This window comes from Trueperaceae bacterium, from assembly GCA_036381595.1.
Lineage (GTDB): Bacteria > Deinococcota > Deinococci > Deinococcales > Trueperaceae > DASVCN01.
In genome coordinates this window covers 1-19,386 of the sequence record DASVCN010000013.1, presented here as the reverse complement: position 1 = coordinate 19,386, position 19,386 = coordinate 1, and the positions used below count along the sequence as shown (strand labels likewise).

The following is a 19,386-nucleotide window of genomic DNA, read 5'->3' as shown; positions in this document are numbered from 1 at the left end:
CCCACTGCCGTTACTCAGTCGCCGGTGTCCGCCAGCGGCTGCTTCTCGTCCCTGCCTTCGACGGGGGCGCCCTCGAGCAGCGATGTGCCCAGCGCCGGGCGTGCCGCATCGGCCGAGATGAAGTGCATCCACACGTAGGCGAAAGCAGCCACCACCGTGAAGATGGCCGCGATGGCCAGGGCGACGCCGGCTCCCATCTGCGAGGCCAACAGCCCAAGGACGGTCGAACCGATTGCGATGCCCAGGAAGAGTGACAACGAGTTGAGGCTCAGCATCACGGATCGCCTCTCGGAGGGGATGGCTTCGTTGAGCAGCGCCTCGTGTGGCACGTTGTTGGCCGACAGGGCGAAGTAGGAGAGGGCGAGCCCGGCTGCGATGCCCAGCGGCCCCGCCTGGCTGGCGAGGAGCAGCATGAAGACGCCCTTCGCCGCCTGGGTAGCGGCTGCCAGGAAGGCCGGGCCGCCGGGGAAGATCTCGCCGTAGCGGAGGATCGCCAGGCTGCCGAGCAGGACGGCGACGCCCATCAGCAGGCCGAGGCCGCCGAAGACCTGGCTTTCGCTGGCCACGCCACCGAACTCGAGTGCGGCGATCGGTTGCCAGAAGGTCTCCAGCGCGATCAGGGCGACTCCCGAAGCTCCCGCCGAGAAGAGCAGGTAGCGCACGACCGGGATCTCGCGCGACAAGCGGGCCGCGTCGCGAAGGATCTGGGGGACGGCGTGCAGCCCGGCAACGCCTTCGGTGGCCGGCCGCGGCGGTTCGGTCACCAATGTGGCGGTCAGTAGCCAGACGAGCGCCCGCATGACGACGCCGGCGAAGAGTGCTACGCCGTAGCCGGTCAGCGGGTAGGGGAGGCCCCAGCCGCTGGCGAGGGAGGGGAGCAAGCCGCCGAGCGCGGCCGCTACCAGCATCCCGGCCGACTGCAGGACGTCGATTATCGCCAGGTACCGCTGCAGTGGGGCTTCCGGATCGATCCGCTTGAGCGCGTCGACGTACCAGGCGTCGAGGGCGCCGCTATGCAGCGCGGCACCGATACCCTGGAAGATCGCGTAGAGCACTGCGGTGGCCGGTCCGCCGGCGTAGAGCAGCACGATGAACGAGATGAGCGTGAACGTCTGCGACAGGAGCGCGACAGGCTTCCGGCCGATCGCGTCGGCGAGGCCGCCGGTCGGTACCTCGAGCAGCACCACGAAGAGGGCCCTCAGCCCGAAGGCGAGACCCACGAGGGCCAGATCGAGACCCCGGTCGGTCATGTGGAGCACCACGACCGGCAGGGGCAACCAGATCGCGAACTCCTGCAGGCTCGCCAGGAGACCGAAGCGAGCCGTTACTCCCTGGGTGGTACCCATGGAGAAGAGCGTCTTGGGGTTGAGCACCGGCGATCAGTCGCTGGTGCTGGGACTGCCGACGCGCGGGTGGCTGCGAACGCGTGCAGCGACCTTTCGGATCACCGGGTAGCGACGCTCGCCGTCGGAACGGGGGCGAACTGGGGGCAGGGCCAACGGAATCACCTCTTCCAACCATCTCTCTCAGAAGGTGGTGACATTATGCCTTTCGGATGCCCCCTTACGTATGAATTTCCCATGTTTTCAGAACACTATCCGGGACCAATCGAGTTCGTCTAGTGGCGTGAAGATGTCGACGTACTCCATCAGTATGCCCGCCGACTGGTTCTTGAACATGGCGCATTCGACGTGCTTCCCGGTGCGCTTGATGGCTTCGACGAGTTCGACGTAGTCGCCGTCGCCCGAGACGAGGAGGGCGCAGTCGTAGGCATCCTGGTATGCCAGTGACAGGCTCTCCACCGCTATCGCGACGTCGATCCCCTTCTCGACGAGTGACCCGTCGTTCCGCCGGTGCAGCCTCCCCAGCCGCACGGTCACGTACGGTATCCGCCTCAACGACTCGAAGAACCGGTGCTGGCCGTCGCGTAACTCCTCGTCGTAATCGTCGGTGAGCGGCGCGTTGTAGTAGTAGGTGCGGACCAGGGGCCGGTCTTTGCGGAGCTGCTTCATCAGTTCGGGAAGGTTGACCCTCGTGTTCGAGAGATTCTCCCGCATGCCGTTGTACAGGTTGCTGCCGTCGATGAATATGGCCAGACGTTCGCGCAAGTCGGATACACCCCAGTCAGATAGAGAATTTCAAGACGACGACAGTGTAACCGGCGCCGCCCTCCGCCGGGAAGGCGAGCCGGTCTGCGGAGCGTTTCGAACCGCATGGATGGAAACAGGGGAGCGTGCGGTTGAGCATGCTCCCCTGTTTCCATCCATGCGGCAGGAATCGTCGATGCGGTTAGTCGTCCAGTTCGATGCTGAGCCGATAACGGCCGCTGTTTCCCTCCCGCACGAGTTCGAGTTCGAGTTCGTCGCCGCCGTTCCGGTATCGCGCCTCGGCTCGGTTCGGCCTCATCTCCAGGTCGCTGCGCCGCCAGCCCTGCCTGGCGAGTTGACCGTCGAAATGATCGAACACGCTTTCCAGATTGGCGCCGGTTTCGAATGTGGTGGTGGAGCGCTCCCCTCGTTCCCGCTGGTCGATGACGGTCGAACCCGGGTAGGCGCGCAGCCCCAGTCGAGAGTCGACGATCGTGCTGCCGCCGGCGCCGACGACGCCGTGCAGATCGAAGTCGGAGGGAGCGACCGTTACCGAACAGGCGGACAGGAGGATGAGGAGCCCGAGGAGGGAGAGGACGCGAACAGTTCTCATGCCCGAAGTGTAGGTCGCGGCGGCGGCCACTCGTTGTCGGAAAGTTCGCGCCGGCGCCGCTACCGGGGCTGGAGCCGGACGTCGCTATACTCGGACCATGGCTCCCGGAAAGCGATCGGAATCGTTCGACCTCGATCACACCCGGGTACGCGCGCCCTACGTGCGCCTGGCAGGGCGATACCAGGGGCCGCGCGGTGACCGGATCGAGAAATTCGACCTGCGACTCGTCCAACCCAACCAGGCGGAGATCCCCACCGCCGCCCTCCACACCATCGAGCACCTGTTCGCGGGCTACCTCAGGGAGGAACTGGGCGAGAAGGTGGTGGACGCCTCGCCGATGGGGTGCCGGACCGGCTTCTACCTGACCGTGCTCGGCGAGACCAGCGAGGAGGAGGCCAGGCGGGCGTTCGCGGGAGCGCTGGCCAAGGTTGCCGCTCACGAGGGGGCGATACCCGGTTGCAGCGAGCTCGAATGCGGCAACTACCGGGACCACTCTCTGCCTGGCGCGAGGGCTTGGGCTCGGCGGGTGCTGGAGCAGGAGATCGTGATCCAGCCAACCGTTCCCATCGACAGGGGTCGACGGTAGGCGGCGGAGCGAAGACCGCGCCATGAGCGATTCCTGAGAAACAGAGGTCAAAGGCCAGCTACCTCTCATCAAACCTCTCATCTTCCGGTCCGCAATAATCGCCCCATGGAGCGCAAACCACTGATTCTCATCGTCGAGGACGAGAAAGAGATCGCCAAGTTCATCGATCTCGAACTGCAGGCAGAGAGCTACGAGACGGTCGTCACCTTCGACGGCGTCACCGGCCTCTCGAAGTTCCGGGAACTGAATCCGGACCTGGTGGTGCTCGACCTGATGCTGCCCGTCCTCGACGGTCTCGAGGTGGCCCGCCGGATAAGGAAGACCTCGAACACGCCCATCATCATCCTCACGGCCAAGGACAGCGTCGACGACAAGGTGACCGGGCTCGACTCGGGTGCCGACGACTATCTCGTCAAGCCGTTCTCCATAGAGGAGTTGCTCGCGCGGGTGAGGGCTCATCTGCGCCGGGTCAATCCGGCGGTGACCGGCGAGGTGAGGGTTGCCGACCTGGTGATGAACCTCGACGGCCGCGAGGTGTTCCGGGACGGACGCCGTATCGAGCTGTCGGCGAAGGAGTTCGAACTCCTCGAGTTGTTCGCCCGTAACCCCGGCAAGGTGTTCAACCGCTTCGAGATAGAGGAGAAGGTGTGGCCCGAGTACACGGGCGGCTCCAACGTCGTCGACGTCTACGTGGGTTACCTGCGGCGCAAGCTGGAGGGTGAAGGGGAGAGGCGGCTGATCCACACGGTTCGCGGAGTCGGTTACGTTCTGCGGGAAGAGTAGGCGACGATGTCCTTGCGGCTACGCCTGACGCTCTTCTTCAGCGCTTTCATCGCCGTGATCCTCTCGGCGGTGGCGCTGTCGGTCTACGCTCTGACCGAGCGCTCGCTTCAGACCACCATCGAGGAGCGGGCCAGGCAGGCGCTGATCGAGATACAGCGGGAGCGCTACGTCAACGAGGGTCTGGCCAAGCTGCCCGGGGACATCTACTACCACGTGATGCTGGTCTCTCCGCCCGACGAGCCGGTGAACAGCGTCAACGACATCCGCTACGGCGTCACCTACGCACAGGACCCGGTCCACCGTTTCTCGCTCGATGCGCGTCTCACCGATCACCTCTCCGAGGCCGACCTGCAGGCCCTCGTCGAGAGCGGCTCGGTATCGACCATGGCCCGCCTGGAGAACGGCGAGAACGTCCTCCTCACCGGCAGGATCTTCACCGTTACCGAGGGAGTGCGTGACAGCAGTTACCGCGCCCTTGTGCTCGTGGGGGTTCCCACCAGCGAGGTGAACAGCACCCTCAACAAGCTGAGCAGCGACCTGGGCATCACCGTCGTACTCGCATTCATCGCCTTCGCCATCGGTGTCTGGCTGCTGTCGCGACAGGTTCTCGCCCCTCTCCAGCGGGTTACCCACGCGGCGGCCCGCGTGACCGGGCGCGACCTCTCGCATCGGGTGCCGGTGCCGCGCAGCAACGACGAGATCCGTGAGATGGCCCTCACCCTCAACAGGATGCTCGACCGGCTCCAGGAGTCGTTCGAAACCCAGCGGCGATTCACCGCGGACGCCTCTCACGAGCTGCGCACCCCCGTTACGGCGATCGTCGGTCACAGCAACTACCTGCTCAGGCGAACGAACCCGGACTCGGATCAGAAGGACTCGTTGACCGTGATCAGGCGCGAGGCCGAGCGGATGGCGAAGCTGGTCAACGACTTGCTCGAACTGGCCCGTGCGGACGCCGGCTTCTCGATCGACCGTGAGCCGATGAACCTGCTCGACGTGGTCGAGGCGGTGCACATGGAGGTCGCTCCGGTGGCGGGCAACGCGGAGATCGTCATCACCAGCCCCCAGCCGCTGCTGCAGGTGAACGGCGACGCCGCCCGCCTCAAGCAGGTGGTGCTCAATCTGGTCCAGAACGCGCTCAACGCCGGTGCGACCCGGGTGACGATCTCGCTGATGCGGGAGAAGGACAGGGTGCGAATGGAGTTCCTCGACAACGGCCCGGGGATCCCCGAAGAGGCGTTGCCTCACCTCTTCGACCGTTTCTACCGGGTGGATGGCGCGCGCTCGACGCGAGGCAACGGCAGCGGTCTGGGCCTGGCGATCGTCAGGTGGATCATCCACCAGCATGGCGGGACGGTCGAGGTCGAGTCGCGGCTTGGCGAAGGGAGCGTGTTCACCGTGTCTCTGCCCGCGCTCGACAGCAAGGACAGCTCAGAAACGCCGCCGGCTTCGCGGTCGGGGAGCGAGAACCGGACCGCGCAGAAGGCCGGCAGGCAGTGATGGAGGCGCTTCAGCGCGCCAGCACGACGCCCGAGCCTTCGGTCACCTCGCCGATCCGGTAGAGGGTCTCGGGGCACAGCTCTCGGGCCGCCGGTACCTCGTCAGGATCGACGATCAGCAGATAGCCGGCGCCCATGTTGAAGACCCGGTGCATCTCGGCCTGGCTCACCTCCCCGCGGCTCGCTATCAACTCGAAGATCTCCGGTACCGGCCAGCTTCCGGTCTCGATCCGGGCGCCCTGTCCGCTGGGCAGGACGCGCGGCAGGTTCCCCGGCAGTCCGCCCCCGGTTACGTGGACCATGCCCTTCACCAGCCCTGGCCGCTCGAGTAGCGGCGTCACGGCAGCAAGGTAGGAACGGTGCGGCCGCAGGAGGATCTCGGCTACGGTGGAGTCGCCCAAACGTTCTCCGAAGCTCCCGGTGAGAACCGCCCTCGCCAGGCTGAAGCCGTTGGTGTGGAGGCCGTCCGACGCGAGCGCGAGGATGGCGTCGCCGGGGCGGACGCTCTCGCCATCCACCAGCCGGTCCCTCGCCACCAGCCCGACTATCGTGCCCACCAGGTCCAGCTCGCCTTCCTCGTAGACGCCCGGCATCTCGGCGGTTTCGCCTCCCAGAAGCGGCACCCCGGCTGCCCTGCAGGCGCGCGCCGCGCTCGCCACCACGGCCGCCACCTGTTCCGGCACTAGGCGAGAGGAGGCAATGTAGTCGAGGAAGAAGAGCGGCCTGGCGCCCTGCACGAGGATGTCGTTGACGCAGTGATTGACCAGGTCCTCACCCAGTCCGTCGAGACGACCGGTAGCGGTGGCGACCTTCGTCTTCGTGCCGACTCCGTCGGTGGAGGCGACCAGGATGGGCCCCTCCGGCAGATCGCGCAGCGCGTAGAGGCCGCCGAATGCACCCAGTCCAGCCATCACGTTCTCGTCGTAGGTCGACGTGACGGCCTCCTCGATGGCGGAGAGGCTCTCGGAGGCGGCGTCCAGGTCTACTCCCGCCCTTCGGTAGGCCGAAGATTCGTCCATGCCGGATTCTACCGTCACGCTCCTCGGGCTCCCGGCGGCCGGCGATAGTATTGAGCGTGCCTCTAGCGGTAGACGTCCTCTTCCCGCTGCCGTTGCCTCCGTTCCGTTTCCTCCAGCCGCTCGACCTGGAGCCTGGACCCGTTGGGGCCAGGGTGGCCGCGCCGTGGCAGGGCGGGGTGAGGATCGGGCTGGTGGTCGGGCTCGAGGAGTTGTCGGCGGGTCAACTCACCGACTACCGCGAGATCATCTCCTGGCTCGACCGGGAACCGTTCGTGGCCCAGGCCGCCCCAGGGCTCCTGCTCGAACTCGCCCGGTCGAGCGGCGCGCCGGCAGGCGTCGTACTCGCCTCGCTACTGCCCCTCGGCCTGCGAGAGGAGCTGGTGCACGAGGTCAGTGCGGTCGAAGGGGCCCAGAGCCCGGGGCTGGTGACGGGTGAGTGGGTAGCCGCAGGAATCCTCGACGCCGCCGAGCTCGACCTCTACCGGCGCCAGGGGATGGTGCGTGAGCGGGTCAGGCAACGGGAGCGCACCGTGAGCCGGCTGGTGGCCGCCCGAGAGCCCGACGAGGGGCTGGTCGGCAAAGCCCAAGCCAACCAGCTCGCGGCCCTGGAGCGGCTCCTCGACCTGGAGAGCGCCGCGAGCGCGGCCGACCTCGCGCGCGACGCCGAGGTTCCCGTGAGCGCGGTGAGGGCGCTGGTGAAGAAGGGGTATGCCGAGTACCGCGACCTCCCCGCTCCCCCCGTCGCCCTGGCGCCGCCGCCGGTCGCCCAGCCTGCGCTCGAGGAGCGCGGGGACACTCTTCCCGAATGCCCGGTCGTGCTCATCAGCGGGGGCGTTCGCCGGCAGAGATTGGAGGCGCTTCTGCCCTCGCTCCTCGCCGACATCGAGGCGGGTCATAGCGTTCTGGTCCTCGCTCCCGAGGGCGCCTTCCTGTCGGCCACGGCCTCGCAGCTCGCGAGTCGACTGCCGGTGCTGCAGCTCTCTGGCGAGGCGAGCGACGAGCAGAGGAACCGCATCTGGGAAGAGGCCGCTTCTGGCGCGCCGGTGGTGCTGGTGGGCACCTACACTGCGCTCCTGGCGCCACTACAGCGAGTCGGAAGGATAGTGGTGATCGAGGCCGGCAGCGGAACCTACAAACTCGCCGCCGGTCCCCGCCTGTTCATTCCCGACGCCGCCCGGCGCCTCGCCGCCCGGCGGGAAGTTCAACTGGTGCTCACCGACGCGTTGCCTTCGCCGGAGATGCTGGTGTGGGCCCAGGATGGTGAGGAATCACGGGTACGCTTGCCCACGCCCAGGCAACGACTGCATGTGAGCGACCTGAACGGAGCGTCCGGTTGGCCGGTAGGCAGCGAGCTCACCCTGGTTCTGCGCCAGGTGCAGGAGCGCGGCCGCCAGGCCGTACTGCTCGCGCCGCGCCGAGGCTTCTCGGCGGCGATGAGTTGCAGCGACTGCGGCCATACCCTCATGTGTCCCAACTGCGATCTGGCGTTGCGCTACCACCGTTCATCCGGCCGGCTGCGATGCCACCAGTGCGGGTATCACGCCGAGGTTCCCTCACACTGCCCGAACTGCGGCGGTTCCGAGCTGGCCCCGGGTCGCGCCGCCGGCACCGAGTGGGTGGCTGGAGCAGTGTCCCGGCTCCTTCCTGGCATGGCCGTGTTGCGCCTCGACAGCGACAGGCAGGATGACCTCAGCGGACTGCGTGCCGGCGAGCCGGGGGTGCTCGTGGCCACCACGGCGGTGTTCCGCATCCCACCCTTGCCACGCGTATCGCTCGTCGGAGTGACCCTCTTCGATACGCACCTGAGCCTTAGTGACTTCCGGGCGGCGGAGGAGAGCATGCGTCTGCTGCTGCAGCTGCCGGAACTCGCCCCGGAGGGGCGGCCGCTCGTGGTGGTGCAGACCTTCCAACCGGAGCACGAGGCGCTCGATGCGCTCGCGGACGAGGAGCCCGAAGCGGCGGTGGAGGCCTATCTGGAGCGGCTGGTGGAGCGGCGGAAGCGTTTCAGTTACCCGCCCTTCGGACAGCTCGCCAAGGTGCAAGTGAGTGCCCGGGATCGCTCGGCTGCCGAGCGGGAGGCTCTGAGGCTGGCCGGCAGCCTCCGCTCCGCCGGGGCAACCGAGGAGGAGGTGCTGGGCCCGGTCCCGGCTCCTGTGACCCGGGTGCGGGGCCAGTATTCGTTCCTGATCTACCTCCGCAGCGGCAGCGAAGAGCGCTTCGGCGAACTCCTGCAAGGAGTCTCGCGATCCTCGTCGAGCGTCCGGGTGCGACTCGACGTCGACCCCCGCGACGTGTCCGAGTTCCTCGAGTGATCCTATCGGGACGAGGGCAACGGGGCCGCTGCCGTACGTTCCTCTCACGGCCCGATGGAGCGGTGCAGGAGGAGCCACGCGTGTTCAACCTGGGTCGAGGCGAGTAAATCCAGGAAAGTGTGGGTGAAGCGTGATGATCCGCACCTGACTCCCGTTAGTGACAGGTTGCACATGTCACGAGGTCGTGACCGGCGGCACATGAAGCGATGGAACCGGGTACGGGCGCCCGATGCGGGCTCATCGACGCGCGGAGGCAATGGAAGATGTCATCTCCAACGCCCCGCTCGACCGCGGTAGACTTCTGGCTGATGCTTCAGAACCGCCGCGCGAGTTTCGATTACGAGTTGCTCGAGAAGTACGAGGCCGGCATCGCCCTCACCGGTCCGGAGGTGAAATCGCTCCGGAACGGCGGAGGGTCGATAGCCGAAGCGTACGCGCGGGTTCGAGGCGGCGAAGTCTACCTCGAGGGGATGAACATCCAGCCGTACAAGGACGCCTCCTACAACAACGAGGACCCGGTCCGCAGCCGCAAGCTGCTTCTCAAGCGTCGCGAGATAGAGGAGATCACCCGCGCCCTGGAGCGCAAGGGACTCACGCTCGTGCCCACCAAGCTCTACTTCAAGGATGGCTGGGCGAAGGTGTCGGTCGCCCTGGCGCGAGGCAAGAAGCTGCACGACAAGCGCCGACAGCAGGCCGAGAAGGACGCCAAGCGACAGATTGAAAGGGCTCTCTCCGAGCGATGAAGCGACTAGCCCCCCTGCTCCTGCTGCTCCTCGCCGCGGTCGCGTCGGCCCAGTCGCTCAGCGTCAACGGTTACGAAGTACCGGGACTGAACCTCTCGCTCGTCGAAGGCGTCTCCTACGCTCCGGCCACCGCCTACGCCGAGGCGCTGGGGGCAAGCATGACGGTGGACTACGGTTCGGGGCTGGTCGGGCTCGAGCTGGGCGGACGGCTCGTCCTCCTGCCGACCTTCACCGAGATACCGGAGGAGGGCGCCTACGGCTTCTGGCAGGTGAACGGCGAACCGCGGCGCGCTCGGGCAGCGGTATTCGACGACGGCGTCCTCTTCCTGCCGGTGGCGGCGGTAGCGAACGCCCTGCTGGGCTACACCACCTACGTCCCCGAGAGCGACAGCGTGATGGTAGTGCTTCCGCGCGGCCGGGTCGAGTCGCTCGACGCCCGCCGCCGCGGCGACTCGGACAGGATCGTTCTCACGCTCTCCTCCAACGTGCCCTACGCGCTCTTCTACAACGAGCCGGTCAGCTCCCTCGAGCTCCGTTTCGACCGAACCGAGAGCAGCGGGATCACCGCCCTCGACGACGGCCGCTACTTCAGGCGCGCGACCGTGCTGGACGCTCGAGGAGATGCCGAGTTGCGGGTCGTTCTCGAGGAGGATGTCGACTACAGCGTCTACACCGTGCCCGATGGCCGCGGTTATCAACTGGTCGTGGACCTCTTCCCGGCCCAGGAGGAGGAGGTCGCTCAGGAGCCTCCGCCCCGCGTCGTGATCAACGCTGCGCATGGCGGCGACGACCGCGGCATGGCGGTAGCGAGGGGGAGCGAGAGCGGACAGACTCTGGCCCTGAGTAGTGAACTGGCAGAGGAACTGCGCCGGCGCGGATTGGCTGTGGAGCTCACCCGCCGGGAGGACCACGACCTGCCGCTTGCGAGCCGGTCGGGCAGCGGGGTGGGCGCCGACCTCTTCCTCTCCCTTCACGTTCACCCGACTCCCGATGGGGTGATCTCGCTCTACTACCTCGAGGAGGCCGACGGCGCTGCCGGTCTCGACATGGCTGTGCGGCAGAACGCCGAGGAGGAGCTACAGGGGAGCACCGACGAGCTCAGGCGCCGCCTGCTTCTGAACCTGGTGCCCGACGTCGAAGTGGGCAGGCGTTACGCCGAGGGTCTTCGCGGCGAGCTCTTCGCCAGCGGAGGGTTTCTGGTTGCGGAGCCCGAGCCGGCCCCGCTGGCCATCCTCGCCGGCGCAGCCGGCAGAGGACTCCTCATCGAACTCCCCGCCGAGCTGACCAGCCAGGACGCCAGCCGCCAGGAGCTCGTTGATACGCTCGCCGGTGCCGTTGCGACCCTGCTTATGAGCGACGAGGCCGGGCGTTGATCGTCGTGAGCCAGGGCGAAGGGTCGGGTGGAAGGTGCTGAGGTTCAGGCTTCCGCGTCCCCTGCTACGGCGGGCACTGCTGCGACCCGAGCCCCTCTTCGCGCTGCTCATCCTCCTCGTCTCGGTCGTCTACTTCCTGCTCTCGGGGAGAGAGGGCGGTACGCCCCTCCCCCAGATCGAGATCAGCCAACCGGAGGAACGGGTTCTCGAGACACAGGAGGTCAAACTGGTCCGTTACGACGAGTCGGGCCTTGAGAACCCCACCTTCGCGAGCGTGGCTCTGCCCGAGGCGCCGGGCGACAGGCTCGAGGCGATACTGGCCGCACTGCGCGAGTCGACCCGCGGGAGTTACTGGCCTGAGGAGGTCCCGGTACCCAACGTGTTCGTCGAAACCGTTGGCCGGCAGAGCGTCGCCGTTCTCGACTTCCGGCCCGAGGAGCCGGTGTCGCTCACCGTGGCCCAGGAGATGCGCCTCTTCCGCTCGGTCGAGGCGACCGTTCTAGCCAACGGCGCCGACACCATCCGCTACCTCCTGAGGGGCGAGGCGGCCGGCTTCTTCCTCGAGCACCTGGCCGTGCCGGCCGCGCTCTAGCGGCTTCCGGTCATCAGGGGTAGAGACGGGTGAGCATCCTCGGGAACGGGATCACCTCACGCAGGTGATGAGCTCCGGTGATCCAGGCGAGCACCCTCTCGAGGCCCATGCCGAACCCGGAGTGGGGAACGCTGCCGTAGCGGCGCAAGTCTAGGTACCACTCGAACGCCTCGGCCGGCAGTCCGTGCTGGGCGATCCGCTGTTTCAGCAGATCCAGGTCGTGGATCCTCTGTGACCCGCCGATGATCTCCCCGTACCCCTCGGGTGCGATCATGTCGTTGTTCTTCACCCTCGTCGGGTCCCCGTCGAGCGGCTCCATGTAGAACGCCTTCGCCTCCGTGGGCCAGGCTTCGATGACGACCGGTCGATCGAACTGATCGCCAAGCATGGTCTCGTGCGGCGCACCGAAATCATCGCCCCACTCGATCTCCTCGCCCTTCGAACGCAGCAGTTCGAGCGCCTCGTCGTAGCTGATACGCGGGAAGTCGCCGTTGGCCGTGGGCTCAAGCTTGCTCACGTCGCGGCCCAGCACCTCGAGCTCGTTACGGCGCCGTTCGAGGACCCGGCCCACGAGGTAGCTGATCAGGTCTATCTGCAGCTTCACGTTGCCCTCGTGCTCCAGATAGGCGACCTCTGGCTCGATCATCCAGAACTCGAGCAGGTGCCGCCGGGTCTTGCTCTTCTCTGCCCTGAAGGCCGGACCGAACGTGTAGATGGCGCCGAGCGCCATCGCCCCCGCCTCCCCGTACAGTTGCCCCGACTGCGACAGGTAGGCTTTGTCATCACCGAACAGATCGATCTCGAAGAGGTTGGTGGTGCCCTCGACCGCGGTTGGCATGAAGAAGGGGGCGTCGAAGCGAACGAACTCACGTTCCGCGAAGAAGTCGTGTATCGCCCGCTCCAGTTCGTCCCGCACGCGCATGATCGCCCAGGGACCCTTGTGCCGCAGGTAGAGGTGCCGCCGCTCCATCAGGAAGTCGACGCCGTGCTCCTTCGGCGTTATCGGGTAGTCCACGGCAGGGGAGACCAGCTCCACTGCGCTCACGCCCAGCTCGACTCCGCCTGGAGACCGGGGGTCGGCCCTCACTTCGCCCGTCACGCGGACGCTGCTCTCCTGCGTCAGTCCGCGGGCGAGTTCGAACGTGTCGTCCCCTACCTCATTCTTGACGACGACGCCCTGCACGAAGCCGGTGCCGTCGCGTAGCTGCAGGAAGGCTATCTTGCCGCTGGAGCGCAGTCCGGTGAGCCAGCCGGAGATCTGGACCTCGGACCCTTCGAAGCGGCTGAGTTCGCTGATGGTCGCACGTTGCATGAGCGGTAGTCTATCGCGGGGACCGGATTGTGGCCCTCGGTCACGCTTTCCGGGACCGTCGGGGGTCAGGCGCGTTCGAGCGTCAGCGCCTTCTCCAGGGCCTCCACGACCCCGCACTCCTCGACGCTCTTCGCCAGGACGGGGAAGCGCTCCCGTACGGCCAGTGGGGCGCTGGGCATCACCAGCGGGTGGCCGACGGCTTCGAGCATCGGAACGTCCCCTTCGCTGTCGCCGATCGCCATAACGTCTCTGAGCGGTACCCCCTGCATCTCGGCCAGCAGCTTCACCGCGCTCCCCTTGGAAACCCCTTCGCGGGTGACGCTCACGAACGCGGTGTTGGGCAGAGCGGGGGAGTTGGCAGAGGATAGCTGTGCGCCGGGAAGAGGCAACCCTTCGACCTGCGCCCGCTGGTCCGAGGTCACCACCCACTGCGCCCTCACCACCGGCTCGATGCGGGCGACCTCCGCCAGGTCCCGCACCAGAGCCGTGACCCCGATCATCTTCGCGTGCGCCTCGCTTATCTGCGTCTTCCGTTCGACGTAGAGGGTTGTCGGGGTGTAGAGCTCGAGCGTGTACCCGAGCTCCCGGGCGTACTCGACGAGCTGGAGGGCGACCGACTCGCGCAGGGCCGCCACGTGCAGGGTATCGCCGGCCGGATCCGAGATGAGCGCTCCTGTCTGGAAGATGTGGGGATTGCGGTGGCCCAGCCGCTTCGCCACCCGAAGCGCCACGCCGGCGCTGGGCCGGCCGGTGCACACCGACATCTTCACCCCCACCGAGCGCAGCTCCTCCACCGCGTCCCAGACGCACTCGTCGACCTGACCGCTGGAGTCGATCAGGGTTCCGTCGAGGTCGAGAACCACGAGCGGGATCACTTTCTCTCCCCGATCAGTTCGAGCCCCAGCTCGTGGAGCTGCTGCGGGTCGGCCGGAGCGGGCGCTCCCGTGAGCGGGTCGACGCCTCGCTGGTTCTTGGGGAAGGCGATGACGTCACGGATGCTCTCCTCGCCGGCGAGGAGCATCACCAGCCGGTCGAGGCCCCAGGCGATGCCGCCGTGCGGCGGGGCGCCGTAGGAGAGCGCCTCCAGGAAGAACCCGAACCGTCGCTGCGCCTCCTCCCGGCTGAACCCCAGGGCGGCGAACATCCGCTCCTGCACGTCCAACCTGTGGATGCGCAGAGAACCTCCTCCCACCTCGTTGCCGTTAAGGACGAGGTCGTAGGCCCAGGCCCGCACCGAACCCGGATCGCTCTCCAGTCGCTCCAGGTCCTCCGCCCTGGGCCGCGTGAACGGATGGTGCATGTAAGTCCAGTCGCCAGTTTCCTCGTCCTGCTCGAGGAGCGGGAAGTCCACCACCCAGAGGAAGTTGAGAGCCTCGTCGTCGAGGAGGCCTAGCCGCCGGCCCAGTTCCAGCCGCACGGCGCCCAAGGACGTGCACGCCGTGCGCCACGGCGCGCCCACGAAGAGGAGTAGGTCGCCCTCGTGCGGCGCGAGGTCGGCGAGTCGCTCCCTCTCCCGTTCCACGAACTTAGCGATCGGCCCGCTGAAGCCGTCACCGGACCTCCTGAGCCAGCCGAGACCTCGGGCGCCGTAGCGCTTGGCGTGCTCCTCGAGCTCGCTCAGGGCCTTGCGGCTGAGCTCCCCCGCCTGGGTCGCGGGCACGGCCAACACCTTCACGCTGCCCCCCGAATCGACAGCAGCAGCGAAAGCCTTGAACTCGCCCCCCCGGAAGATCTCGGAGGCATCCTCGATCGGGAGGCCGAACCGCAGGTCGGGCTTGTCGGAGCCGTAACGGTCCATCGCTTCCCGGTAGGGGAGGCGGGCGAAAGGAGTAACGATCTCCCGTCCGGTGGCGGCCCGCACCACGTGGGCCATCAGCCCCTCGTTGAGCGTGAGGACGTCTTCCTGATCGACGAAGCTCATCTCGATGTCGAGCTGGGTGAAGTCGGGTTGCCTGTCGGCCCGAAGATCCTCGTCGCGGAAGCAACGGGCGATCTGGAAGTAGCGGTCGAAGCCCCCGATCATGAGCATCTGTTTGAACAGCTGAGGTGACTGCGGCAGGGCGTAGACGCTGCCCGGCTCGACACGTGAAGGGACCAGGTAGTCTCGGGCTCCTTCCGGGGTCGACAGGGTCAGCAGCGGCGTCTCGACCTGCACGAAGCCCTGCTCGTCCAGGTAATCCCATATCGCCTTCGAAACCCGGTGCCTCACCAGCAGCGGCCGGGCGGCCTCGCGACGCCGCAGGTCGAGGTAGCGGTGGCGCAGCCGTAACTCCTCGTTCACCTCCTGGTCGGCGATGCTGCCGTCCACCTGGAAGGGCGGCGTCCTGGACTCGGCCAGCACTTCCAGCTCCCGCACCAGCACCTCGACATCGCCGGTTTCGAGCTTCTCGCTCCGTTGTCCCTCGGGCCTAAGCCGAACGGTGCCGCGCACGGTGAGCACGTACTCGCTGCGCACCGTCTCAGCGACTTCGAAGGCGTCCGAGTTGTCGGGTTCGACGACCACCTGTACCAGACCGGTGCGGTCGCGCAGGTCGAGGAAAATCAGACCACCCAGGTCTCGGCGCCGGTTCACCCAACCTTGCAGCACGACGGCACTTCCCTGATGCTCGGCCCGCAATGCGCCGCACTGATGCGTTCGTTCCATCTTCAGACTCCTGGTGACTTGTCGTTCATCTCGAGGTTGCCCGCGGATCCCGGGCGTACCCTCTCATCTAGTCGCGGGTTCGGCGAGCAGCAGCCTCTCGAGCTCCTCCTCGGGCACATCCTGCTGCTCACCCGAAGCCAGCTGCTTGACCGTGTAGATGCCGCGGGAGCGCTCGTCCGGTCCTCGCAGCGCGGCGTACGTCGCTCCCGACCGGTCGGCGTCGCGAAGGCCCTTGCCAACGTTGCGCTTCGAGTACGCGTGCTCCACCTGGAAACGGTCCCTGAGCCGCTCGGCGGTTCTGGCAACCTCGGCTACCGCCTGGTCGTCGAGCGGCACCAGGAAGAGGTCCGCAGTCCGGGGGGCGGAGGTCTTTACGCCCTCCTGCTGCAGGGCATCTAGTACCCGCTCGACGCCGAACGCCCAACCGATGCCGGGAGTGGGCGGCCCTCCCAGGCTTTCGACCAGCCCGTCGTAGCGTCCGCCGCCGCAGATCGCCGACTGAGCGCCGATGCTCCCATGATGGATCTCGAAAGCGGTGCGCCGGTAGTAGTCGAGGCCGCGCACGATGGCCGGATCGATCTCGAAGGGTATGCTCCAGGCGCGCAGGTGCGACTGCAGCTCTTCGAAATGCTCCCGGGCGGCGCCGTCCACGAAATCGAGGGGCCGCTTCAATTCCCGCACCAGCGACTGGTCTCGCTCGTCCTTGGCGTCCAGTATGCGCATGGGATTTATGGCCAGCCTGGTGCGGCTCGTCTCGCTGAGCTCACTCGCCCGTGGCTCAAGTTGGTCGCGAAGATAGGCGTTGTAGGCAGCGCGGTGCTCGGGGTCACCGACGGTCCCGAGCTTCACCGTCATCCGAGTGAGCCCACACGCCTCCAGGGTGCGGAAGAGCAGCGCGATCGCCTCGGCGTCTATGAGTGGCGAGGTGAGCCCCAGCAGTTCGCAGTTCACCTGATGGAACTGGCGGAAGCGGCCTCGTTGGACGTTCTCGGCCCTGAAGACGGGGCCGAAACTCCAGAGCTTCACCGGTGTAGGCCGGGTGTGCATGCCGTGCTCGATGTAGGCGCGCAGGACGCCGGCGGTGAACTCGGGACGAAGGGTGAGGGAACGACCGCCACGGTCCTCGAAGGTGTACATCTCCTTCTGGACCACGAGGTCGGCCGACTCGCCCACCGACTTGGTGAAAACCTCGCTGTACTCGAAGACCGGGGTGGCGATCTCTCGCACTCCGGCGCGCTCGAGCGTGTTCTCGACGGCTCGACGCAGGTTCCGCCAGGCGGGTATCTGTTCAGGGAGGATGTCGTGAGTGCCCTTGACGGCCTGAAGCCTCATAACGTCCGAGTCTACACTGGCACGTCGATGCCCGTACAACCGCTGAGAACGCACTTTAGGCGTGGCGAAAGCTCATCCGGCGCATGAAAAAAGGCCGCGCTAGGCGGCCAGGCACGAGGATGCGGACTCGGATCAGAAGATGTTGACAGGGAGGCCGGTAGAGCGGATCCGATCGACGTATACGAAGGCGTAGCCGTAGCCGGTGCCCTCAGGAATGCTCACTTCGATACGGCTGGGCGCCCAGGAGACTACCGGAGCACGCACACCACCGTTGCCGTTAGCGTTCGCGCCGAGGATGACGTAGGAGCCGTTGGCCTGACCGCCCTGTCCATCCCCGAAGTAGCGGCCCTGCAGAACCACCGTGTCTCCTTCGACAGTGGCCGAGACGAGCGTAGGTATGACGTTGTCCTCTACCTGGGCCTGAGGGGCACAGGCAGTAAGTGCGAGCAAGAAGAGCCCGATGGCAACTAGGGCGAGACGGTTCACGCTTGCCTCCTCAGGGCCGAAGCGTACGTGGCTGGTGAGCCGAGCGTCAATGGCAAGTTTCATACTGTTGCGGGCCCACGAACCCTGTCGTCGCCGTCGAGCACGACCAACCGTTCAGCCCGGCCCATCCGCACGCACCGGCCGTCGTGACAGGGGAGACGTTGTCTTCTCGCTCGATCGCAGGGTCGTCCGGGAGCAATGTTCGTGATCCGGTGTGTGCGAGCAATCAGTGAGCGCCGGAATCCGGTTCGAGCTGCCTACGCGGGCCCGTGATCGACTCTGCTCACCATGTTCGCGTCCCGCGCCAGGCGCCAGCGCCCGTCGGCCTCCTTGCGCAGCAGAGTGAGGGTGTAGCCGTTGCGGTGAACAGGCGCTTCGGCTCCGGGTGGCGACATGCGTATGTCGATGAAGTTCCTGATGAAGGCCCAGTCACCGAGGATCTGGAGCTCGCGGATCTCGTTACTCCCCTCGATCCTGAGGCCCTGCATCTGCCTGGCCGTGGCAGCGAACTCCTCCTTGCCGAACGGCTCCTGGCCACTCACGCTGAAGACCACGTCGTCGCTCATCAGGTCGAGGACACCATCGACGTCACCTTCGACGGTCAACTCCATCCACCTGTCGACCAACGCCCGGATCGCCCGCTCGTCATCACTCACCCCGACCACCCTTCGTCGGCGGTAGGGCCGTAGATGCTCGGGATGGGCACGTCCAGCAGCCGGAGGTAGACGCTCAGCTGACCGCGGTGATGGATGAGGTGATTGAGGTGCTGGCGAACGACTTTGCCGCGGGGCGTCGTGTCGAGCAACCGATCGCCCATCATGAGGGACCAGCCGACGTCGAGATCGGCCCCGGTGACCTGCTCCAGCGCCGAGCGCGCCTCGGCCACGTTCCGGTCGAACTGGCGGAGCAGCACCTCGGTGGTCTCGATCGAGTAGCCGCTCCCCTCCTGCAGATCGAGTTCCGTGGTGGTGAGCGAGACCGTGATCCAACCCGGCATGATCGAGATCAGCTGAGCCAGATGGGCGAGCGGGAAAGACTTCTGGTGCGGCCTCCACTCGCCCTTCTCGCTCGGTACCCTCTCCAGCAGGCGGCGAGTCGTCGCCATCTCCTGGTCGAACTCCGGCAAAGGAATCGCACTACTCATCGGGCGTCTCCAATCGACTTCATGAACTCTTCCGACAGCTTCCGAGAATACTCCGGCTCGATGCGCCATGAGGCGGCAAGCTCCCACGCCAGCAGGGCGCGTTGCGCTGGAGAATGCGCTCCGTTGCCGCTTGCACCGGCCCAGGCGAGTGCGGCCTCATCGAGCAGCGAAACGTCCACTCGCGCCTCGTCCCAGTCGACGAGGCCAACGTCGTCTCCGTTCACGAGCAAGAGGTTGTCCGGGTTCAGGTCGCCGTGGACAACGGATACGGGCGAGCCGCGAAGCTGTCGCCAGGCTTCGCGGCACGCTTGAGCCAGGCCTTCCGGCATCTCGTTCAAATCGACGTCGCCGCCACGGTCGTGGGCCACCAGCTCGAGGGTCGACCGGAAGCCCGGGCGTTGCGTCAGGCCGCGGGTCGATAGGTGGAACCGTCTGATGATGGGCCCGACGATTCCGAGTTCCGCCCGCGGGAAGCGCTCCCCCTGGAGGAACGTTTCGACGGTAACGCCGTTGACGACGAACCGGCCAGACAGATCCGGCAGCAAACGGGGCACGACGAAGCCAGCACGTTCGGCCCGTTCCAGTACGGGATGCAGCCAGCGCAGGGACGCCTCGCTCCGGCGCGTGGTCTTGGCAACTACCGACTCTCCGTTCAGCTCGACGAGGAGTGCGGTATTACGGTTGCCACCTTCGAGCGGACCGAGTATCCGTACCGCGCCCCACGACTGTACGACTTCGAGGACCTGCTCCTCCGCTGCGGTCACTTCCGAAGTCTAGAGGTTAGCAAAGGAGTGGTTACAAGGGTGTCGAACGGGCCGGCAGCCGATCTGAGCGGTCAAGCCGGCGGAACGACTCGACAAC

19 protein-coding genes are annotated in these 19,386 nt (G+C 66.6%); 7 read left to right on the top strand and 12 right to left on the bottom strand.

What is annotated here, in order from left to right:
• Window positions 1–14: 14 nt before the first annotated feature.
• The 3 genes from VF168_03505 to VF168_03495 form a co-directional block, all read right to left on the bottom strand.
• A complete protein-coding gene (locus VF168_03505; GenBank protein ID HEX7003234.1) occupies window positions 15–1,373 on the bottom strand; it encodes an MFS transporter in 1,359 nt (452 codons plus the stop codon).
• A gap of 213 nt (window positions 1,374–1,586) precedes the next feature.
• Window positions 1,587–2,108 (bottom strand): NYN domain-containing protein, encoded by a 522-nt coding sequence (locus VF168_03500; GenBank protein ID HEX7003233.1) that lies wholly within the window; start codon window positions 2,106–2,108, stop codon window positions 1,587–1,589.
• A 181-nt stretch (window positions 2,109–2,289) separates the two neighbouring features.
• Window positions 2,290–2,700 (bottom strand): hypothetical protein, encoded by a 411-nt coding sequence (locus tag VF168_03495; GenBank protein HEX7003232.1) that lies wholly within the window; start codon window positions 2,698–2,700, stop codon window positions 2,290–2,292.
• Between the two features lie 97 nt (window positions 2,701–2,797).
• On the opposite strand from VF168_03495, the gene VF168_03490 reads away from it, so the two are divergent.
• The 3 genes from VF168_03490 (at window position 2,798) to VF168_03480 (ending at window position 5,569) form a co-directional block, all read left to right on the top strand.
• Complete coding sequence (locus tag VF168_03490; GenBank protein HEX7003231.1) at window positions 2,798–3,286, top strand: S-ribosylhomocysteine lyase; 489 nt, start codon at window positions 2,798–2,800, stop codon at window positions 3,284–3,286.
• 105 nt (window positions 3,287–3,391) lie between these two features.
• Complete coding sequence (locus tag VF168_03485) at window positions 3,392–4,069, top strand: response regulator transcription factor (protein HEX7003230.1); 678 nt, start codon at window positions 3,392–3,394, stop codon at window positions 4,067–4,069.
• A gap of 6 nt (window positions 4,070–4,075) precedes the next feature.
• Window positions 4,076–5,569 (top strand): HAMP domain-containing sensor histidine kinase, encoded by a 1,494-nt coding sequence (locus VF168_03480; protein HEX7003229.1) that lies wholly within the window; start codon window positions 4,076–4,078, stop codon window positions 5,567–5,569.
• 10 nt (window positions 5,570–5,579) lie between these two features.
• On the opposite strand, the gene purM is transcribed toward VF168_03480, so the two are convergent.
• Window positions 5,580–6,587, bottom strand: coding sequence for a phosphoribosylformylglycinamidine cyclo-ligase (gene purM, locus VF168_03475; GenBank protein HEX7003228.1), 1,008 nt, complete (start codon window positions 6,585–6,587; stop codon window positions 5,580–5,582).
• Window positions 6,588–6,643: 56 nt separating this feature from the next.
• Between purM and priA the strand changes: the two genes are divergently transcribed.
• The 4 genes from priA (at window position 6,644) to VF168_03455 (ending at window position 11,607) form a co-directional block, all read left to right on the top strand.
• Window positions 6,644–8,899, top strand: coding sequence for a primosomal protein N' (priA, locus tag VF168_03470; protein ID HEX7003227.1), 2,256 nt, complete (start codon window positions 6,644–6,646; stop codon window positions 8,897–8,899).
• A 308-nt stretch (window positions 8,900–9,207) separates the two neighbouring features.
• The gene (smpB, locus tag VF168_03465) at window positions 9,208–9,642 is read left to right on the top strand and encodes an SsrA-binding protein SmpB (protein HEX7003226.1); all 435 of its coding nucleotides are present in this window, start codon (window positions 9,208–9,210) and stop codon (window positions 9,640–9,642) included.
• Window positions 9,639–11,015 (top strand): N-acetylmuramoyl-L-alanine amidase, encoded by a 1,377-nt coding sequence (locus VF168_03460; protein HEX7003225.1) that lies wholly within the window; start codon window positions 9,639–9,641, stop codon window positions 11,013–11,015. The genes smpB and VF168_03460 overlap by 4 nt, the downstream gene beginning before the upstream one ends.
• Window positions 11,016–11,049: 34 nt before the next feature.
• On the top strand, window positions 11,050–11,607 hold the full coding sequence (locus VF168_03455; protein HEX7003224.1) for a hypothetical protein: 558 nt from the start codon (window positions 11,050–11,052) through the stop codon (window positions 11,605–11,607).
• 13 nt (window positions 11,608–11,620) lie between these two features.
• On the opposite strand, the gene asnS is transcribed toward VF168_03455, so the two are convergent.
• From asnS to VF168_03415, 8 genes are all read right to left on the bottom strand, one after another.
• On the bottom strand, window positions 11,621–12,919 hold the full coding sequence (asnS, locus tag VF168_03450) for an asparagine--tRNA ligase (protein HEX7003223.1): 1,299 nt from the start codon (window positions 12,917–12,919) through the stop codon (window positions 11,621–11,623).
• Between the two features lie 65 nt (window positions 12,920–12,984).
• On the bottom strand, window positions 12,985–13,794 hold the full coding sequence (locus VF168_03445) for a Cof-type HAD-IIB family hydrolase (GenBank protein ID HEX7003222.1): 810 nt from the start codon (window positions 13,792–13,794) through the stop codon (window positions 12,985–12,987).
• Window positions 13,791–15,563 (bottom strand): aspartate--tRNA ligase, encoded by a 1,773-nt coding sequence (gene aspS, locus VF168_03440; protein HEX7003221.1) that lies wholly within the window; start codon window positions 15,561–15,563, stop codon window positions 13,791–13,793. The genes VF168_03445 and aspS overlap by 4 nt, the downstream gene beginning before the upstream one ends.
• Window positions 15,564–15,626: 63 nt before the next feature.
• Window positions 15,627–16,895: a histidine--tRNA ligase gene (gene hisS, locus VF168_03435; protein HEX7003220.1), complete on the bottom strand. Its 1,269-nt coding sequence runs from the start codon at window positions 16,893–16,895 to the stop codon at window positions 15,627–15,629.
• A gap of 132 nt (window positions 16,896–17,027) precedes the next feature.
• Window positions 17,028–17,381 carry a hypothetical protein gene (locus VF168_03430; GenBank protein ID HEX7003219.1) on the bottom strand — a complete coding sequence of 118 codons (354 nt, stop codon included), beginning with the start codon at window positions 17,379–17,381 and terminating at the stop codon, window positions 17,028–17,030.
• Between the two features lie 257 nt (window positions 17,382–17,638).
• Window positions 17,639–18,037, bottom strand: a complete 399-nt coding sequence (locus VF168_03425) for an SgcJ/EcaC family oxidoreductase (GenBank protein HEX7003218.1) — start codon at window positions 18,035–18,037, stop codon at window positions 17,639–17,641.
• Window positions 18,034–18,525 (bottom strand): DinB family protein, encoded by a 492-nt coding sequence (locus VF168_03420; protein HEX7003217.1) that lies wholly within the window; start codon window positions 18,523–18,525, stop codon window positions 18,034–18,036. The genes VF168_03425 and VF168_03420 overlap by 4 nt, the downstream gene beginning before the upstream one ends.
• The gene (locus tag VF168_03415) at window positions 18,522–19,289 is read right to left on the bottom strand and encodes a phosphotransferase (protein HEX7003216.1); all 768 of its coding nucleotides are present in this window, start codon (window positions 19,287–19,289) and stop codon (window positions 18,522–18,524) included. Before VF168_03415 ends, VF168_03420 begins: the two co-directional genes overlap by 4 nt.
• Window positions 19,290–19,386 lie beyond the last annotated feature (97 nt).

Coding starts and splice junctions, on each gene's coding strand:
- VF168_03495 (HEX7003232.1), bottom strand. CDS start 2,700: ATGAGAACTGTTCGCGTCCTCTCCCTCCTCGGGCTCCTCATCCTCCTG.
- VF168_03490 (HEX7003231.1), top strand. CDS start 2,798: ATGGCTCCCGGAAAGCGATCGGAATCGTTCGACCTCGATCACACCCGG.
- VF168_03485 (HEX7003230.1), top strand. CDS start 3,392: ATGGAGCGCAAACCACTGATTCTCATCGTCGAGGACGAGAAAGAGATC.
- VF168_03480 (HEX7003229.1), top strand. CDS start 4,076: ATGTCCTTGCGGCTACGCCTGACGCTCTTCTTCAGCGCTTTCATCGCC.
- purM (HEX7003228.1), bottom strand. CDS start 6,587: ATGGACGAATCTTCGGCCTACCGAAGGGCGGGAGTAGACCTGGACGCC.
- smpB (HEX7003226.1), top strand. CDS start 9,208: ATGCTTCAGAACCGCCGCGCGAGTTTCGATTACGAGTTGCTCGAGAAG.
- VF168_03460 (HEX7003225.1), top strand. CDS start 9,639: ATGAAGCGACTAGCCCCCCTGCTCCTGCTGCTCCTCGCCGCGGTCGCG.
- asnS (HEX7003223.1), bottom strand. CDS start 12,919: ATGCAACGTGCGACCATCAGCGAACTCAGCCGCTTCGAAGGGTCCGAG.
- aspS (HEX7003221.1), bottom strand. CDS start 15,563: ATGGAACGAACGCATCAGTGCGGCGCATTGCGGGCCGAGCATCAGGGA.
- hisS (HEX7003220.1), bottom strand. CDS start 16,895: ATGAGGCTTCAGGCCGTCAAGGGCACTCACGACATCCTCCCTGAACAG.
- VF168_03420 (HEX7003217.1), bottom strand. CDS start 18,525: ATGAGTAGTGCGATTCCTTTGCCGGAGTTCGACCAGGAGATGGCGACG.